The sequence below is a fragment of the Herbaspirillum sp. SJZ106 genome (assembly GCF_006715495.1).
GTDB lineage: Bacteria > Pseudomonadota > Gammaproteobacteria > Burkholderiales > Burkholderiaceae_D > Herbaspirillum.
Map to the genome: position 1 here is coordinate 743,510 of NZ_VFNI01000001.1, position 14,839 is coordinate 758,348.

A 14,839-nucleotide genomic window follows, 5' to 3' on the forward strand; every position below is an offset into this window, starting at 1 on the left:
CATGCCCGACTTCTCGATCGCCGTCACCCCGGCCGACGACCTGATTGACGTGCCGCGCCGCATCGTGGTGCGCGGCGCGGCGCCGGGCGAAACGGTGCGGGTCTCGACCGCGACGGTACGCAACGGCGCCGGGTGGGCCAGCAGCGCCCGCTTCATCGCCGACGCGCAGGGTGAGGTCGACCTTGCGATGAGCCCAGCCCTCGATGGCGATTACCGCGGCATCGATACGATGGGTTTGCTGTGGTCGCAACAGCCGCTGCAGGCCGGCAAGCGCGACAACTTCCATGCCGATGTCATGGCGCCGCTGGTGACTGTTGTCACGGCCTGCGGCGTACAGGGCACGGCCAGCGCCGAGCTGGTGCAGCGCCTGGCATCGGCAGGCGTGACGCGGCGCGAAGTGCGCGAGCAGGGGCTGGTCGGCACGTTGTTCTTGCCGGCCACGCCCGGCCCGCATCCGGCGGTGATGATCGTCAACGGTTCCGGCGGCGGCATCAACGAGCCGCGCGCGGCGCTGTATGCCTCGCGCGGTTATGCGGCGTTCGCGCTGGCCTACTTCAAGGCGCCGGGGCTGTCGGACTACATCTCCAACACGCCGCTGGAATATTTCGAGCACGGCCTCGACTGGTTGCGCGCCGAGGTGCGGCCGCAAGACGATTTCGTCGCCATCAGCGGCCAGTCGCGCGGCGGTGAACTGGTGCTGCTGCTGGGCGCGACCTTCCCGCAGAAGGTGTCGGCGGTGCTGGCCTACGTGCCCAGCGCGCTGGTGCACAGCGGCCAGAACGCGGCCGATCCGGCAGTGGGGCGGGAAGGGCCGACCTGGCTCCTGCGCGGCCAGCCGCTGCCGCACCAGTGGGAAGGCAACCGCAGCGCCAGCTGGAAACCCTTCGACGAAGGCCCGTCGCCGCATCGCCACGAACTGGCGATGCTGACCGCGCTGCAGGATGAGGAAGCCGTGGCGCGCGCCCGCATCCCGGTGGAGCGCATCCAGGGGGCGGTGCTGCTGCTGTCGGCTACCGATGACGGCTCCTGGCCTTCCAGCGTGTATTGCCGCATGGTCAGCGACAAGCTGGCCGAGGCGCAGCATGCCTGGCCGGTGGTGTGGCGCGACTATGCCAATGCCGGGCATTCGATCCTGTTCCCGTTCGTGCCGACCACCCAGACGACCTACGCGCACCCGGTCTCGGGCCGCATCAGCACCGGCGGCGGCGAGCCCTCGGCCAATGCCCGCGCCGACCTCGATTCCTGGCAGCATGCGCAGCAGTTCCTGCGCGATGCCGTCTCCCAACACAAGCTCCGAAAGGAAACACCATGAGCACTCCCGTCTACGACATCAACCGAGATGTCATCGACCAACTGGCCGGCCTCGAACCCGGCAGCCCGCTGCACGCATTGCGCCATCAGCGCGACAAGGTCGCCGCCGCCACCCAGGGCAGCTACGACACCTTGTTCGATCCCGCATTGGCAGGCATCGGCCTGGACGAGCGCCTGCTGGTGGCGCTGTACGCCTGCCGCCTGGCCGGCGCCGCCGACCTGGCCGCGCACTACCGCGCACGCCTGCAGGCCTTGCCGGCCGACGCGGCGCAACTGGCCGCGGCCGACAGCGGCGCGTCGGAGCAATTGCCGGAAGGCCGCCTGCGCGCCATGCTGGTGTTTACCCGCGCGCTGACCCAGCGCCCGGTAGAGGGTGACAAGGCCGCCATCGAGAAACTGCCCGCCGCCGGCATCAGCACGCCGGCCGTGGTGGCGCTGTCGCAACTGATCGCGTTCATCTCCTACCAGCTGCGCGTGATCGCCGGCCTGAAGGCGATGAAGGCCGCTGCCGCCGTAGCGGCAGCCAACTGAAGGAGACTGGCATGAGCAACGTCATCAAATCGAACGGCTTCACCAACGAATCGCTGGACTGGGACGCCTGGCTGGACGTGATCGCGCTGGAAGACGCGACCGAAGACCAGATCAAGGTGCTGGAAGAGAGCAACCCCAAGGCCAAGACCTCGGACTACTACCTGTTCCTGGCGCACCAGCCGGACATCCTGCGCCAGCGCTCGGCCGCCTTCAACGCCATCATGTACGCGCCGGGCGGCATGTCGCGCGCCGAGCGCGAGCTGGGTTCGCTGGTGGTGTCGCGCATCAACGGCTGCGTGTATTGCGCCTCGGTGCACGCGCAGCGTTTCGAGCAACTGGCCAAGCGCAACGACACGGTGCAGCAGGTGTTCGACAATCCCTACGGCGCGGGCATCGACGCGCGCGAGCAAGCCATCGCCAAGTTCTCGGCCGAACTGACCGAACAGCCGGACGCGATCGACGCGGCCAAGATCCAGGCATTGAAGGATGTCGGCCTGAACGAGCTGGAAGTGCTGGACCTGATCCACTCGATCGCCATCTTCGCCTGGGCCAACCGCCTGATGCTGAACCTGGGCGAGCCGGTGTTCCCGGACGGCAGCAAGGCCGAAGCGAAGTGATCTTTGTCAAACCAGAAAAGGAGACCCCATGCTGATCCCCGACCATCTCGTTTATGCCGAGACCCATGAATGGGTCAAGGTAGAGGAAGACGGCACGCTCGCCGTGGGCATCACCGATTTCGGCCAGGAGCAACTGGGGCCGCTGGTGTATGTGGAGATGCCGGCCGTCGGCGCACAAGTCAGGCGCACCGGCGAATGCGGCATCGTGGAGTCGAACAAGACCGCATCCGACCTGCATGCGCCGGTCGATGGCGAGGTGGTCGCCATCAACCAGGCGCTGGTGGAAACGCCGGACGCCGTCAATGGCGCGCCTTACGATCAGTGGATCTTCAAGATCAGGCCGGCGGCGCCGTTCTCGAACGAAGGCTTTCTCGACGCGGCCGGATATCTCAAGCTGATTTCCTGACGCCGTTTCAGGAGGCCGACCGGGCGGCGCGGATGTCGAAAGCGCCGCCGGTCTGCGCGCGGTCGCGCAAGGTGACCGCCTGCTTGCCGAGCAACGGGAACACCAGCTCGGCGAAGCGTATCGATTCTTCCAGGTGCGGATAGCCGGACAGCACGAAGGTGTCCACGCCCAGGTCCGCGTATTCCTGCAGCCGCTCGGCCACCGTGGCGGCATCCCCCACCAACGAGGTGCCGGCGCCGCCGCGCACCAGTCCCACACCGGCCCACAGGTTGGGCGCGATCTCAAGCCGGTCGCGCCGGCCGCCGTGCAGCGCGGCCATGCGCTGCTGTCCCACCGAATCCATGCGGGTGTAATTTTTCTGGGCGCGGGCGATGTCCTCGTCGGTCAGCTTGCTGATCAGGCGTTCGGCATCGGCCCAGGCTTCTGCATTGGTCTCGCGCACGATCACGTGCAGGCGCACGCCGAAGCGCACGGTACGCCCTTGTTTTGCGGCGCGCGCGCGTACGTCGGCGATTTTCTGCGCGACTGCGGCGGGCGGTTCGCCCCAGGTCAGGTAGGCGTCCACATGCTTGGCGGCCAGGTCGTGGGCGGCGTCGGAGGAGCCGCCGAAATACAGCGGCGGATAGGGTTTTTGCAGCGCCGGGTGGAATACCTGGCCCTGGCGGATACGGAAGTGCTTGCCTTCGTAGTCCACCGTTTCGCCTTGCAGCAGGCGGCGCCAGATGGTGAGGTATTCGTCGGCGGCCTCGTAGCGCTCGTCGTGTTTCAGGAAGACACCGTCGGCCTCCAGTTCGGTGGCGTCGCCGCCGGGCACCACGTTGAGCAGCAGGCGGCCGTTCAGGGCCTGGTCCAGCGTGGCGGCCTGGCGCGCCGAAGGGCCGGGGCCGCCTAATGACGTGCGCAGGGCCACCAGCAGCTTGATCCTGTGCGTCACCGGCACCAGGCTGGCGGCCACCACCCACGGGTCGAGGCAGGAGGCGCCGGTGGGGATCAGCAGGCCGTCATAGCCGAGGTTTTCGCTGGTGACGGCGATCTGGCGCATGTAGTCGATGGTTGGCGCGCGGCCGAAGTCGGACGTGCCCAGGTAGCGGGTGTCGCCTGAGGTGGGGAGGAACCAGAAGATGTTGAGGGACATGGGGGTGTTTCTTTGTTTGTTCGATCCCGTTATTAGAGCGCTGTGGGTTTTTGGTGGCTAAGAATGTTTTTGCATTTGTTTAGTTGGGAAACGTTTTTTGGTGGTTTGGTCTGGCTTCGTGTTGGTGTGCTGGCTTGGTGCTTTTTTGGAGATGAGTCTGGGTAGTCTGGTCTTGCCTCGTGCAGATGTACTGGCTTAATGCTTATCTTTCTCCGATCTAAGCGGAGCGCCGGGGGCGGCCCGGCAGCCGCTCACTTTCTTTGGCCCGCCAAAGAAAGTAAGCAAAGAAAGGCGGCCCCTAAGTGCCAGCCCCTTCGGGGTGCCCGTTGGAGCGCCATGAAAAATGGGCAAGGCAGAGTCGCTGCGCTCCGACTGCCTTGCTGATCCATTTTTCATGACACTCCAACGGCTGGCCCACAAGGGGAGGCAAACCTGACCGCCTCGGCTTCGCCATCGGGATTGGGAGGGTGGTTGTGCGTAGGCTCCATTTTTTGAACCAAGCCAGTCGCAAGCTTGGCGATGCCGAAGGCGAGCCGGTTACCGAGTCCGGATCTAACCAGCCGGCGGATCGGGCAAAAAAATGGATCAGCGAGGCAGTCGGAGCGAAGCGACTCTGCCTTGCCCATTTTTTGTCTGATCCGCCGGGGACCCCGAAGGGGCTGGGTAGTTGCGTCGCCTTCTTTTGCTTACTTTTCTTGGCGAGACAAGAAAAGTGAGCGGCTGCCGGGCCGCCCCCGGCGCTCCGTTCCGACCGAAGAAAGAAAGGCATAGAGCCAGTACATCGACCCGCAGCAAGACCAGACTACCCAATACATCCCAACAACCACAAACAAGCCAATTCCCCCAAACCATTGAAAGGCATTAACAGCAGGTTAAGGACTGCGCACAAAAAGGAAAGCGACAGGGCAAGGACACTCCACGACAATGATTTTCAACATTCGGGCTCATGCCTCGCAACGCTTAGCCCGCCACCTTCGTCATTGTCTGCCCATCGTCTGATTACGGAATTCACATGCCCCAGTCCAACGCATCGCTGTCCACCGCCCGCGGCATCTATACGATCTGCCCCACGCCTTTCCACGCCGATGGTTCGCTCGACCTCGGCAGCATCGCCACCCTGGTCGACTTCCAGGTCGAAGCCGGCGTTTCCGGCTTGGCCATCCTGGGTTTCCTGGGCGAGGCGCACAAGCTGTCCAACGCCGAGCGCCGCGCGGTGGTGGAGACCTTCGTCAAGTGTGCCGCCGGCCGCGTGCCGGTGTGGGTGGGCGTGCGCGCCCTGGGCCTGGCCGGGGCCATCGAACAGGCGCGCGAAGCGGCCGAGGCGGGCGCCGCGGCGGTGTTTGCCGCGCCGCTGGATAACGCCTCCGATGCCGTGCAGTTCGACTACTACAAGTCGCTGGCCGATGCGCTCGACATCCCGGTGGTGATCCACGACTTCCCCGATTCCTTCGGCACCGAAATCAAGGCCGAGGTGATCGCACGCCTTGGCCGCGAGGGCGGCGTCAACTTCATCAAGATGGAAGAGCCGCCGGTGGGCCAGAAGATCAGCCGCATCCGCGATCTGGCCGGCGAGGCCATGCGCATCTTCGGCGGCCTGGGCGGCGTGTATTTCCTGGAAGAGCTGCAGCGCGGCGCGGTCGGCACCATGACCGGCTTCGCCTTCCCCGAGATCCTGGTGCGCATCTACGACAAGTTCGCCGCCGGCGATGTCGCGGGGGCGGCTGCCACCTTCGACAAGTATTGCCCGCTGATCCGCTACGAGTTCCAGCCCAAGATCGGCCTGTCGCTGCGCAAGTATGTGTACCGCAAGCGCGGCGTGATCGCCAGCGACGCCATCCGCTCGCCGGGCATGCGCATCGATGCCGAGACCGAGCGCGAACTGGAAGCCGTGATCGCCCGCGTGGGCCTGTCGCTGAACCAGCGCGGCGCGCTGGTCATCGAATAAGCGGAGGCCGGCATGGATCTTGGCATCGCAGGACGCAGCGCGCTGGTGTGCGCTTCTAGCAAGGGCCTGGGACTGGCTTGCGCGGTTGCGCTGGCGCGCGAAGGCGTGGCCGTGACCATGACCGCGCGCGGCAAGGACGCGCTGGAAGCCGCCGCCCGGCAGATCAGGGACGCCACCGGCGCCGCCGTCACCACCGTGGCCGGCGACATCACCACGCCGCAAGGGCGCGCACTGGCGCTGGCCGCCTGTCCCAACCCGGACATCCTGGTCACCAATGCCGGCGGCCCCAAGCCGGGCGATTTCCGCGAATGGTCGCGCGATGACTGGATCGCCGCGGTGGACGCCAACATGCTGACCCCGATCGAACTCATCAAGGCCACCGTGGACGGCATGATGGCGCGTGGTTTCGGCCGCATCGTCAACATCACGTCCGGCGCGGTGAAGGCGCCGATCGATATCCTCGGCTTGTCCAACGGCGCCCGTTCCGGCCTGACCGGCTTCGTCGCCGGCCTGGCGCGCAGCACCGTGGCGCGCAACGTCACCATCAACAACCTGTTGCCGGGCCCGTTCGAGACCGAGCGCCTGTTCGCCACCGCCGCCGCCGCTGCTGCGGCCAACGGCGGCGGCAAGAGCGCCGAGCAGATCCTGGCCGCGCGCCGCGCCGCCAACCCGGCCGGGCGCTTCGGCACGCCGGCCGAGTTCGGCGATGCCTGCGCCTGGCTGTGCAGCGCGCAGGCCGGCTTCGTCACTGGCCAGAACCTGCTGATGGACGGCGGCGCCTATCCCGGCACTTTCTAGGAGCGCACATGGATTTCGACCTCACCATCCGCAACGGCCGCATCTCCACCGACCGGCAAACCTTCATGGCCGACATCGGCGTGAAGGACGGCGTGATCGCCAGGATCGCGCCGGGCCTGCCGCCCGGCCGCGAGGACATCGACGCCAGCGGCCGCTGGGTGCTGCCGGGCGGCATCGACAGCCATTGCCACATCGAGCAGTTGTCGGGCATGGGCATGATGTGCGCCGACGACTTTTATTCGGGCACGGTCTCGGCCGCCTTCGGCGGCACCACCACCATCATTCCCTTCGCCGCCCAGCATCGCGGCAACCGCATTCCCGAGGTGATCGCCGACTATGCGCGGCGGGCGCAGGAGAAGGCGGTGATCGACTACGGCTTCCACCTGATCCTGGCCGACCCCGACGAGCAGGCATTGCAGCACGACCTGCCGCAGGCGATCCGCGACGGCATCACCTCGCTCAAGGTCTACATGACCTACAACGCGCTCAAGCTGGACGACTACCAGCTGCTGGACGTGCTGGCGCTGGCCGGCCGGGAAGGGGCGCTGGTGATGATCCATGCCGAGAACCACGACATGATCCGCTGGCTCGCCTCGCGCTTGCTGGACCAGGGCCATACCGCGCCCAGGTTCCACGCGGTGGCGCATGACCCGCTGGCCGAAGCCGAAGCCAGCCACCGCGCCATCGCGCTGTCGCGCCTGATCGGGGTGCCGGTGCTGATCGTGCACGTGGCCGGCGCCGAGACGGTGCAGACCATCCGCGCCGCCAAGCTGCTGGGAGCGCAGATCTACGCCGAGAGCTGCCCGCAATACCTGTTCCTGACCGCCGAGGACATCGACCTGCCCGGCGTGGAAGGCGCCAAGTACTGCTGCAGCCCGCCGCCGCGCGACGCCAATGCGCAGGAGGCGGTGTGGGCCGGCCTCAAGGACGGCACGCTGGGCATGTATTCCTCCGACCACGCGCCTTATCGTTTCGACGAGAGCGGCAAGCTGCCGCGCGGCGAAGACACCACCTTCAAGGAAATGGCCAACGGCGTGCCCGGCATCGAGTTGCGCCTGCCGCTGTTGTTCTCGGAAGGCGTGCTGGGCGGGCGCATCAGCATCCACGAATTCGTGCAGCTCACCGCCACCAACCACGCGCACATGTACGGCCTGTCGCACTGCAAGGGCAACATCGCCGAAGGGCTGGATGCCGACATCGCGATCTGGGATCCGCAGCGCGAGACCACCATCAGCGCCGGCCTGCTGCACGACAACGTCGGCTACACGCCGTATGAAGGCCGCCGCATCACCGGCTGGCCGGAGACCGTGCTCTCGCGCGGGCGCGTGGTGGTGCGCGATGCGCAGCTGCAGGTGCCGCGCGGTTCGGGCCGCTACATCAAGCGCCAGTGCCCGGAGCCGGCCAGCATCGCGCGCAAGCCGGCGCGCAGCCATTTGCCGGGCTTGCTCGGCCTGAAAGGAAAAGCATGGGAGTCGAACTGAACATGAACGCAAGCAAGCACCAACGCTTCGGCCTGGCCGTGGCGCAGATGGGGCCGGTCCACCTGGCCGACGACCGCGCCGCCGTGGTGGCGCGCCTGGTCGAGATGCTGCGCGAGGCCGCTTCCCGCGGCGCCAGGATGGTGGTGTTTCCGGAACTGGCGTTGACCACTTTTTTCCCGCGCTATTGGATGGAAGACGAGGCTGAGGTCAACGCGCGCTTCTTCGAGGCCGAGATGCCGGGGCCGGCGACGCGCCCATTGTTCGAGCTGGCGGCGCAGCTGAAGGTCGGCTTTTATCTGGGCTACGCCGAACTGACGCCGGACGGCCACCGCTACAACACCTCGGTGCTGGTCGACGAGAACGCGAAGATCGTGGCGCGCTACCGCAAGATCCACCTGCCGGGCCACAGCGACCACAAGCCCGACGCGCCGTTCCAGCACCTGGAGAAGAAGTACTTCGAGGTCGGCAACGGCGGTTTTGGCGTCACCGACATGCTGGGCACCCGCATCGGCCAATGCCTGTGCAATGACCGCCGCTGGCCCGAGACCTACCGCGTGATGAGCTTGCAGAGCGCGCGCATCGTGGCGCTGGGCTACAACACGCCGTCCTGGAACATCCACTGGAGCGAGCCGCCGCACCTGCGCATGTTCCACCACCTGCTGTCGCTGCAGGCCAACGCCTACCAGAACGGCCTGTGGGTGGCCGCCGCCGCCAAGTGCGGGGCGGAGGACGGCTTCCACATGATCGGCGGTTCGGCCATCGTCGCGCCCACCGGCGAGATCGTGGCGCAGGCCCAGGGCGAAGAGGACGAGGTGATCTTCGCCAGTTGCGACTTGGGGCTGGGCGAGACCTTCCTGCAGCACGTCTTCAATTTCGCCAAGCACCGCCGTCCCGAGCATTACCGCCTGATCGTCGAGCGCACCGGCGCCGGCGAACCCCTGGCCCCATCCGAACTTTCCACCTGAGCCCCTATCCTGAGGAGTGATGCGATGTTCCCGTTCCAATTGCTGCCGTCCAAGTTGTCCCTGAACTGTTCCCTGCTGGCGGCCGCAGCCGTCATGTCGCTGGCCGCCACCGGCGCCTGTGCCCAGGCCGAGCCGCTGCGCACCGGCGTGGATGCCACCTTCGCGCCGCACGCCATGGTCAAGCTGGGCGGCGGCCTGCAAGGCTTCAACATCGACCTGGGCGAAGAGCTGGCGCGCCGCCTGGGCCGCAAGATCGAGATCGAAGGCACCGAGTTTTCGGGCCTGGTGCCGGGGCTGAACGCCAAGAAGTACGACTTCGTGCTGGCTCCGGTGACGGCCACGCCGGAACGTTCCAAGGCCATGCTGTTCACCGAAGGCTACCTCGACACCGACTACACCTTCGTCATCAAGAAGGGCGGCGCCGCGATCAAGGGACTGGAAGAGCTGAAGGGCAAGACCATCTCGGTCAACAAGGGTTCGGCCTACGAGATGTGGGCGCGTGACAATGCGCCCAAGTACGGCTTCAAGTACGACGTCTACGGCAACAACGCCGACGCCGTGCAGGCGGTGCAGTCCGGCCGCGCCGACGCCAACCTGGCCGGCAGCACGGTGGCCGCCTGGGCCGCCAAGCAGAATCCGGCGGTGCAGACCACCTATACCGTCAAGACCGGCCTGGTGTGGGCCCTGGCTTTCCGCCTGGACGACAAGGCCGGCCGCGACGCCGCCGGCAATGCCTTGAAGTGCATGAAGCAGGACGGCACGCTGGGCAAGATCGCGCAGAAATGGTTCGGCTATACCCCGGCGCCGGACGCTACCGTGGTCAAGGTCGGCGTCGGGCAGGGCGTGCCGGGCCTGGACGGTTACGACCCCACCCCGGTCACGCCGAAGTGCAGCTGAAACCGGCCTGGTTCGGCTGCGTCGGACGGCGGCTGCGGCCGTCGCCCGATGCGGATTTTTTCCACGGATTTTGACTATAGCGTTTGCCTCCATGAGTTCTGCTCCCATTCTGGAAATCGTCGGCCTGCATAAATCCTATGAAGACAACACGGTGCTGCGCGGCATCGACCTGCGCGTGCGCGCCGGCCAACTGGTCTGCGTGATCGGCCCTTCGGGCTCGGGCAAGAGCACCATGCTGCGCTGCTGCAACCGGCTGGAAGAACCCAGCGCCGGGCAGATCGTGGTGGACGGCATCGACATCATGCATGCGCGCACCAACCTCAACGCGGTGCGCCAGAAGATCGGCATGGTGTTCCAGCAGTTCAACCTCTATCCGCACATGACGGCGCTGGGCAACGTCATGCTGGCGCTGAAGAAAGTGCAGGGCCATTCGCATGCGGAAGCGGAACAGCGCGCCCGCCGCGCGCTGGCGCAGGTCGGTCTGCTGGAGAAGGCCGGCAGCTATCCGGGCCAGCTCTCCGGCGGCCAGCAGCAGCGCGTGGGCATCGCCCGCGGCATCGCGCTGGAGCCCAAGGTGATGCTGTTCGACGAGCCCACCAGCGCGCTCGACCCGGAACTGGTGGGCAGCGTGCTGCAGGTCATGCGCGAGCTGCGCGAGTCCGGCATGACCATGCTGGTGGTCACCCACGAGATGGCCTTCGCCCGCGCTGCGGCCGACCGCGTGGTGTTCATGGACGGCGGCGTGATCGTCGAGGAGGGGCCGCCGGAGCAGGTCTTCGGCGACCCGCAGCAGGCCCGCACCAGGGCCTTCGTCTCGCGCTACGCCGCGCAGCACTGAAAGGCGGGGCGCATGGAGCAGTTCGTCTTCACCTTCTTCAACGCCGAGATCGCCGGCCGCTACTGGCAGGACATCCTGCGCGGCATGGGCGTGACCGTGCTGCTGAGCCTGGCGGTGATCGCCGCTGGCCTGTTGCTCGGCCTGCTGCTGGCGGTGCTGCGCGCCACCGGGCAGCGCGCGGCGACGCTGGCGGTGGTGGCCTTCGCCGACATCATGCGTTCGCTGCCGCCGCTGATCGTCATCATCGTGCTGTTCTTCGCCTTTCCCTATATCGACCTGGCGATGTCGTCGTTTACCGCCACCTGGTTGGCGCTCACGCTGGTGCTGGCGGCCTATGCGGAAGAGAGCATCTGGGCCGGCATCCTGGCGCTGCCGCGCGGCCAAAGCGAAGCCGCGCGCTCGACTGGTCTGTCATGGATCCAGGCGATGGCCTGGGTGGTGTTGCCGCAGGCGCTGCGAATGGCGGTGCCGCCGCTGACCAACCGCGTCATCTCGATCACCAAAAACACCGCGCTGGGGTCGGTGGTGGCGCTTTCTGAAATCCTCAATACCGCGCAGGCCGCCAGCAGCAACGCCGGCAACCCGACGCCGCTGATGCTGGGAGCGGCGGCCTATCTGGTGATCTTCATTCCCGTGGTCTTGTTCGCGCGCTGGCTGGAAACGCGCTGGCGCTGGAAACGTTAAGGAACGGCGATGGAAGCCTTGCTGCAAAACTTCTTCAACCTGCAGGTCTACCGCGAGGTGCTGCCCTTCCTGCTGGGCGGCTTGTGGACCACCGTGTGGCTGTCGCTGCTGGTGATTCCGATCGGCATCGTCTCCGGCCTGGCGCTGGCCTTGCTGGCCACGCAGAGCGGCTCGCGCATGCTGCGTATCGCGGTGGCGGTGTACGTGGATTTCTTCCGTTCCTTCCCGCCGCTGGTGCTGCTGATCCTGATCTATTTCGGCGCGCCGTTCCTGGGGCTGGAGCTGCCCAAGCTGGCGGCGGTGGCGATCGGCTTCATGTTCAACAACTCCAGCTATTTCGCGGAAGTGTTCCGCGCCGGCATCGAGAGCATCCCGCGCGGGCAGATGGAAGCGGCGCGCTCCACCGGCCTGTCGCGCCTGCAGGCGCTGGCGTATGTGGTGGTGCCGCAGGCCACGCGCAATGCCTTGCCCGACCTGGTGGGCAACTGCATCGAGGTGATCAAGCTGACCACCATCGCCAGCGTGGTGGCCTTGCCGGAATTGCTGCGGGTGGCGCGCGATGCGCAGTCGCTGGTGTACAACCCTTCCCCCATCGTGCTGGCGGCCTTGCTCTACCTGGCCCTGCTGTGGCCGCTGGTGCGCTGGCTGTCGCGGCTGGAGCACCGGAACCGGGCGTTGCATTGAAGCGAAAACAGCCCGGACCGGTCCGGGCTGTTTTCTTCATTGTTGCCAAAGCGCCAGGCCATCAGCCTGATCAGCCCAATCAACCGAATCAACCATTGACCAATTTCAGGCTGGCTTCGGTATAACGCTCACCGACCGCCGCGCCCATCGGGAACAAGGCATTGAGCTGCAGCAGGTCTTGCGGACTCAGCTTCACGCCGGCCGCGCCGGCGTTTTCTTCCAGATAGCGGCGGCGCTTGGTGCCGGGGATGGGCACGATGTGCGGATCCTGCGCCATGACCCAGGCCAGCGCCAACTGGCTGGGCGTGCAACCGTAGCCTTGCGCCAGTTGTTTTACCTTCTCCACCAGCGCCAGGTTCCTGGCGAAGTTCTCGCCCTGGAAACGCGGATTGGTGCGGCGGAAGTCATCCTCGGCCAGGTCCTCGAACCTGGTGATCGCCCCGGTGAGGAAACCGCGTCCCAACGGACTGTAGGCGACGAAGCCGATGCCCAGCTTGCGGCAGGTGGCCAGCGCATCTTGTTCCGGATCGCGCGTCCACAGCGAGTATTCGCTTTGCAGCGCGGCGATCGGATGCACGCGGTGCGCGCGCTCGATGGTGGCGGCCGAGGCTTCGGACAAGCCGATGTAGCGGATCTTGCCGGCCTTCACCAGGTCCGACAGCACGCCCACGCTTTCCTCGATCGGTGTGTTGGGATCCATGCGGTGCTGGTAGTAGAGGTCGATGGTTTCCACGCCCAGCCGCTTCAGGCTGCCTTCGATGGCCTTGCGGATATAGCCGGGGCTGCCGTCGACGCCGCGCACCGAAGGATCGTTGGGATCGCGCACGAAGCCGAACTTGGTGGCGATGAAGAACTTGTCGCGGCGGCCCTTGATGGCGCGGCCCACCAGCTCTTCATTGGTGAAGGGGCCGTACATGTCGGCCGTGTCGAGCAGGTTCACGCCCAGTTCCAGCGCGCGGTCGATGGTGGACAGCGATTCGGCGTCGTCGCGGTTGGAATAGAAATCGCTCATGCCCATGCAGCCCAGGCCGATGGCGGAGACCAGCGGGCCGTTGGCGCCCAGGCGGCGGGTGCCGACGGCCGATCCGGGTTGGAGATGGTTGGCGGAAGTTTGCTGTGTCATGTTGGCGTCCTTTCATGGTTGACGCTGGCGGGCCGCGCGGCGACGGCTGCATCATTGTGATCGGCGGCGCGGCGTTCCTGCTTGCGTGAAGAGCGCGCGGCGTTGGCCGCGGCTTCTTTTTCAATGTCGCCGTAGAGGTCGATCTTCTGGTGCAGCACGGCCAGGTTGCTCTGCAATTCGGCCAGCGTTTGTTGTACGGAAAGCGTATGGGCCTGCAGGATCGCTTTCCGTTCCGTGACGCTTTCCAGTGTATTGCCCAGGCGCCGCAGCTCGGCGTAGCGCAGCATTGCGCGCACCGGCAGGCCAGTAGCCTTGAGCTTGAGCAGGAAGGCGACCCAGTTCAGGTCTTCCTGCGTATAGCGCCGGTGGCTGTTGTCGCGCCGTTCGACCGGATCGAGCAGGCCGATGCGTTCGTAATAGCGCAGCGTATGTACCGAAAGTCCGGTAGCCGCGGCAGCCTGGGCAATGGTCATGGAAGTCGTCATGGGAGGCAGTCTATTTGTTGGAGTGCGCTCTAAGTCAAGCGCGGTTTTTCCATTATCGACAACTTGGCGCCGGCTTGCTGGTGGCCGTGGTTTATTGTCATCTTGCCATGCTGCCCGGGGCGGCATGTCCGCGTACAATGCGCGCTGCCGCCCATGACCCTGCCCTCCGGAGGAAGCATCAATGAACGCCCACGCCGCCACACAACTTCTGCTCGATGCCCGCACCAGCGGCCTCTTGCTGGACTGGCGCCGGCTGGCAGTCGGGGATGCCGCCACCGCCTATGCGGTGCAGGATGCGCAGTTGTTGCGCCTGGGGCCGGTGGGCGGCTGGAAAGTCGGCAGCAAGGGCGAGGGGATGGAGCCGGCCTGTTCGCCGTTGCCGGCCTCCGGCATGCTGGCCGCGGGCGTCGAATTGTCCGGCCCGCAGTGGCGGATACGCGGACTGGAGGCCGAGCTGGCGTTGCGCGTCGGGCGCGACTTCGATCCGGGCGATGCGTTGCCGTCCCGCGAGGAGCTGCTGGGCGTGTTCGACGCCGTGCTGCCGGCCATCGAAGTGGTGGAGACCCGGTTGGGGCCGGCGCCTTGCGGCAACCCCTGGGCTGCGATGGCCGATCTGCAAAGCCACGGCGCGCTGGTGCTCGGCACGCCATTGCCCATGCCCGCTGCCGCGCCCGACTTGCGCGCCATCAGTGCGAGCCTGTCGCTGGATGGCAAGGAAGTGGCGCGCATGACCGGCGGCAACCCCGCCGGCGACGTATGGGCCATGCTGGCCTGGCTGGCGCGCCATTGCGCGCGGCGCCGCATGCCGCTGAAGAAAGGGCAGATCGTCACCACCGGCTCATGTACGGGTGTGCAGCATGCGCGCCCGGGCATGAAGGTGGAGGCCATGCTGGACGGGATCGGCGCGGTGGCCTTCAGTTTCGGGGACTGATGCCGGTT

Annotated in this window: 16 protein-coding genes; 13 read left to right on the top strand and 3 right to left on the bottom strand. The window is 66.4% G+C overall.

Going from position 1 to position 14,839, the window contains the following annotated elements; translation table 11 throughout:
- Position 1: 1 nt before the first annotated feature.
- Genes FB598_RS03250 through gcvH form a run of 4 tightly spaced genes read left to right on the top strand, consistent with a single transcriptional unit; the run spans position 2 to position 2,865 of the window.
- Positions 2-1,312: an acyl-CoA thioester hydrolase/BAAT C-terminal domain-containing protein gene (locus FB598_RS03250; protein WP_141912766.1), complete on the top strand. Its 1,311-nt coding sequence runs from the start codon at positions 2-4 to the stop codon at positions 1,310-1,312.
- Complete coding sequence (locus FB598_RS03255) at positions 1,309-1,842, top strand: CMD domain protein (RefSeq protein WP_141912768.1); 534 nt, start codon at positions 1,309-1,311, stop codon at positions 1,840-1,842. The genes FB598_RS03250 and FB598_RS03255 overlap by 4 nt, the downstream gene beginning before the upstream one ends.
- Before the next feature lie 11 nt (positions 1,843-1,853).
- Positions 1,854-2,459 (top strand): peroxidase-related enzyme, encoded by a 606-nt coding sequence (locus FB598_RS03260; protein WP_141912771.1) that lies wholly within the window; start codon positions 1,854-1,856, stop codon positions 2,457-2,459.
- A 28-nt stretch (positions 2,460-2,487) separates the two neighbouring features.
- Positions 2,488-2,865 (top strand): glycine cleavage system protein GcvH, encoded by a 378-nt coding sequence (gcvH, locus tag FB598_RS03265; RefSeq protein WP_141912773.1) that lies wholly within the window; start codon positions 2,488-2,490, stop codon positions 2,863-2,865.
- Positions 2,866-2,872: 7 nt separating this feature from the next.
- Here the strand turns inward: gcvH and ssuD are convergent, their stop codons facing one another.
- A complete protein-coding gene (ssuD, locus tag FB598_RS03270; RefSeq protein ID WP_141912775.1) occupies positions 2,873-4,000 on the bottom strand; it encodes an FMNH2-dependent alkanesulfonate monooxygenase in 1,128 nt (375 codons plus the stop codon).
- Between the two features lie 1,012 nt (positions 4,001-5,012).
- On the opposite strand from ssuD, the gene FB598_RS03275 reads away from it, so the two are divergent.
- The 8 genes from FB598_RS03275 to FB598_RS03310 all read left to right on the top strand — a co-directional run bounded on the left by FB598_RS03275 (position 5,013) and on the right by FB598_RS03310 (position 12,292).
- Positions 5,013-5,945: a dihydrodipicolinate synthase family protein gene (locus FB598_RS03275; RefSeq protein WP_141912777.1), complete on the top strand. Its 933-nt coding sequence runs from the start codon at positions 5,013-5,015 to the stop codon at positions 5,943-5,945.
- Between the two features lie 12 nt (positions 5,946-5,957).
- Positions 5,958-6,743, top strand: a complete 786-nt coding sequence (locus tag FB598_RS03280; RefSeq protein WP_141912779.1) for an SDR family oxidoreductase — start codon at positions 5,958-5,960, stop codon at positions 6,741-6,743.
- A gap of 8 nt (positions 6,744-6,751) precedes the next feature.
- Positions 6,752-8,224: a dihydropyrimidinase gene (hydA, locus tag FB598_RS03285; protein WP_141912781.1), complete on the top strand. Its 1,473-nt coding sequence runs from the start codon at positions 6,752-6,754 to the stop codon at positions 8,222-8,224.
- On the top strand, positions 8,209-9,189 hold the full coding sequence (locus tag FB598_RS03290; protein ID WP_141912784.1) for an N-carbamoyl-D-amino-acid hydrolase: 981 nt from the start codon (positions 8,209-8,211) through the stop codon (positions 9,187-9,189). The genes hydA and FB598_RS03290 overlap by 16 nt, the downstream gene beginning before the upstream one ends.
- 24 nt (positions 9,190-9,213) lie before the next feature.
- Entirely contained in the window at positions 9,214-10,086 is an 873-nt protein-coding gene (locus FB598_RS03295) for a transporter substrate-binding domain-containing protein (protein WP_141912786.1), read from the top strand.
- Between the two features lie 91 nt (positions 10,087-10,177).
- A complete protein-coding gene (locus FB598_RS03300) occupies positions 10,178-10,924 on the top strand; it encodes an amino acid ABC transporter ATP-binding protein (RefSeq protein ID WP_141912789.1) in 747 nt (248 codons plus the stop codon).
- A 12-nt stretch (positions 10,925-10,936) separates the two neighbouring features.
- Entirely contained in the window at positions 10,937-11,608 is a 672-nt protein-coding gene (locus FB598_RS03305) for an amino acid ABC transporter permease (RefSeq protein WP_050468046.1), read from the top strand.
- A gap of 9 nt (positions 11,609-11,617) precedes the next feature.
- The gene (locus FB598_RS03310; protein ID WP_141912791.1) at positions 11,618-12,292 is read left to right on the top strand and encodes an amino acid ABC transporter permease; all 675 of its coding nucleotides are present in this window, start codon (positions 11,618-11,620) and stop codon (positions 12,290-12,292) included.
- Between the two features lie 88 nt (positions 12,293-12,380).
- Here FB598_RS03310 and FB598_RS03315 read toward each other — a convergent pair whose 3' ends face one another.
- Both FB598_RS03315 and FB598_RS03320 read right to left on the bottom strand, forming a co-directional pair.
- On the bottom strand, positions 12,381-13,415 hold the full coding sequence (locus FB598_RS03315; protein WP_141912794.1) for an aldo/keto reductase: 1,035 nt from the start codon (positions 13,413-13,415) through the stop codon (positions 12,381-12,383).
- A complete protein-coding gene (locus FB598_RS03320) occupies positions 13,412-13,900 on the bottom strand; it encodes a MerR family transcriptional regulator (RefSeq protein WP_141912796.1) in 489 nt (162 codons plus the stop codon). Before FB598_RS03320 ends, FB598_RS03315 begins: the two co-directional genes overlap by 4 nt.
- 181 nt (positions 13,901-14,081) lie before the next feature.
- On the opposite strand from FB598_RS03320, the gene FB598_RS03325 reads away from it, so the two are divergent.
- The gene (locus tag FB598_RS03325; RefSeq protein WP_141912799.1) at positions 14,082-14,831 is read left to right on the top strand and encodes a 2-keto-4-pentenoate hydratase; all 750 of its coding nucleotides are present in this window, start codon (positions 14,082-14,084) and stop codon (positions 14,829-14,831) included.
- The last annotated feature ends 8 nt before the right edge of the window (positions 14,832-14,839 follow it).

Bases quoted from the DNA above. Each gene is read 5' to 3' on its own strand.
- FB598_RS03300 (WP_141912789.1), top strand. From the start codon at position 10,178: ATGAGTTCTGCTCCCATTCTGGAAATCGTCGGCCTGCATAAATCCTAT.
- FB598_RS03315 (WP_141912794.1), bottom strand. From the start codon at position 13,415: ATGACACAGCAAACTTCCGCCAACCATCTCCAACCCGGATCGGCCGTC.
- FB598_RS03260 (WP_141912771.1), top strand. From the start codon at position 1,854: ATGAGCAACGTCATCAAATCGAACGGCTTCACCAACGAATCGCTGGAC.
- FB598_RS03290 (WP_141912784.1), top strand. From the start codon at position 8,209: ATGGGAGTCGAACTGAACATGAACGCAAGCAAGCACCAACGCTTCGGC.
- FB598_RS03310 (WP_141912791.1), top strand. From the start codon at position 11,618: ATGGAAGCCTTGCTGCAAAACTTCTTCAACCTGCAGGTCTACCGCGAG.
- FB598_RS03325 (WP_141912799.1), top strand. From the start codon at position 14,082: ATGAACGCCCACGCCGCCACACAACTTCTGCTCGATGCCCGCACCAGC.
- FB598_RS03295 (WP_141912786.1), top strand. From the start codon at position 9,214: ATGTTCCCGTTCCAATTGCTGCCGTCCAAGTTGTCCCTGAACTGTTCC.
- FB598_RS03275 (WP_141912777.1), top strand. From the start codon at position 5,013: ATGCCCCAGTCCAACGCATCGCTGTCCACCGCCCGCGGCATCTATACG.
- FB598_RS03250 (WP_141912766.1), top strand. From the start codon at position 2: ATGCCCGACTTCTCGATCGCCGTCACCCCGGCCGACGACCTGATTGAC.
- FB598_RS03305 (WP_050468046.1), top strand. From the start codon at position 10,937: ATGGAGCAGTTCGTCTTCACCTTCTTCAACGCCGAGATCGCCGGCCGC.
- FB598_RS03280 (WP_141912779.1), top strand. From the start codon at position 5,958: ATGGATCTTGGCATCGCAGGACGCAGCGCGCTGGTGTGCGCTTCTAGC.
- ssuD (WP_141912775.1), bottom strand. From the start codon at position 4,000: ATGTCCCTCAACATCTTCTGGTTCCTCCCCACCTCAGGCGACACCCGC.
- FB598_RS03255 (WP_141912768.1), top strand. From the start codon at position 1,309: ATGAGCACTCCCGTCTACGACATCAACCGAGATGTCATCGACCAACTG.
- FB598_RS03320 (WP_141912796.1), bottom strand. From the start codon at position 13,900: ATGACGACTTCCATGACCATTGCCCAGGCTGCCGCGGCTACCGGACTT.
- hydA (WP_141912781.1), top strand. From the start codon at position 6,752: ATGGATTTCGACCTCACCATCCGCAACGGCCGCATCTCCACCGACCGG.
- gcvH (WP_141912773.1), top strand. From the start codon at position 2,488: ATGCTGATCCCCGACCATCTCGTTTATGCCGAGACCCATGAATGGGTC.